Source organism: Lysinibacillus sp. NPDC056185 (assembly GCF_047737915.1).
In the GTDB taxonomy this organism is placed as follows: domain Bacteria; phylum Bacillota; class Bacilli; order Bacillales_A; family Planococcaceae; genus Lysinibacillus.
Genome location: NZ_JBLLLQ010000092.1, coordinates 1 through 1393 on the forward strand (window position 1 = coordinate 1; position 1393 = coordinate 1393).

At 72.2% G+C, this 1393-nt stretch carries 1 protein-coding gene; it reads right to left on the bottom strand.

The genetic code is table 11. The features are described 5' to 3' along the window. A partial coding sequence (locus ACMZ42_RS27055; RefSeq protein WP_415733431.1) for a prenyltransferase/squalene oxidase repeat-containing protein occupies positions 1-1019 on the bottom strand: 1019 nt, incomplete at its 3' end. Between the last annotated feature and the right edge of the window lie 374 nt (positions 1020-1393).

A 1393-nucleotide genomic window follows, 5' to 3' on the forward strand; every position in this document is an offset into this window, starting at 1 on the left:
GCCCAGGACGGCGCGGTGTTCGGCATCGAGTCGACCCGCCAGTACGCGTTGTCCTGGTGGCGTCCGACGGTGTCCCGCGCCACCCGCCTGACCGCCTCGTCGCTCGGGTCGACGCCCAACGAGAGCAGGGCGATCAGGGCGCGCTCGGCGGGCAGGTGGGTCCAGCGCAGCCGCTCCGAGCGCATGACGACAGCGTTCAAGGGGCGTTGCGTGTCCTCGTCCGGGCCGTCGGCGCGGGCGATGCCGCCCCGGGGGGAGCCGCTGTAGTGCTCCAGCCAGGCGGCCGGCGCTTCGGTGCGGGCGCGGGCCAGCAACCATGTTCGGGAGGCGTGCAGCGACTCCAGCGGCCGGCCGGCGGCGATCAGGGCCGCGACGCCGTGGCTGGTGTGCGCGATGGTCGGCACCGTGCCGCCGCGGATCCCCCAGGCACCGTCGTCGTCGCCCTGCCGCTGCACCCAGCCGGCGCCCGCTTCCACGACGGAGCCGAACCGCAGGCGTGCGTCGTCGTCGACGGTCAGGGCGCGGATGGCATAGGAGGTCGCGGTGGTGTCGCTCTGGCCGTCGCGGGAGGTGTTCCCCCATCCGCCGTCGGCGTTCTGCGCCGCCACGACCCAGTCGAGGCCGCCGAGCAGGACCGCGTGCTCGCTGGACACGCCCATCCTGGCCAGCGCGAGCAGCGACAGGCACGTGACCATCGTCAGACTGAAGTGGTCGGCCAGCCGCGGCTTGGACCAGCCGCCGTCGGCGCACACGGCGGAGAACAGGAAGTCACGCGCCGCGACCAACTGGGGGTCGCCCGGGCTGACGCCCATGGCCACCAGCGAGCCGATCGCGCAGGCCGTGCCCGCCGCGCTCGGTGGCCCGTCCTCCTGGAGGAACTGCCGCCAGCCGCTGTGCACGGGGCCACGTGCGAAGGTCCTGCGCAGGTAGAGCGTGGTGCCCTCGAAGATCTCGCCAACCCGCGCGATGTCGGCCGAAGGATCGCCGAAGGCGTTGTCGTACCCGTCGGTCCTGGACACGCCGCCCCCTCCTTCCGGCTGGGGCCCGCTCCCGCCGGCAGGACGAGTATCGCGCATCGATGACGCACTGTCAGCCGTCTTGAGGCGATCCCGCGCCGGGGTCGGCTACGTTCGCCAAGAACTCCGGAACTCCGAGGAGAGCACCTCGACCGCCTGGCCGGTGCACGGTGAGCGGACGGTCCACGACAACGAGTGGATGCAGGTCGCGCTCGCGGACGACGAACTGCCCGGCGGCGAGCGGCGCCCGACCGGAGAGGCAACCGCGGTGGTTCGCTCGATCGGGTCGCCGGGTTGTCATTCGGCCAAGACCGCTCACATTTCACTCGGTGGCCGACTTGGTTCCGAAAACTCCACCGAATCGGTGAGTCACCTGT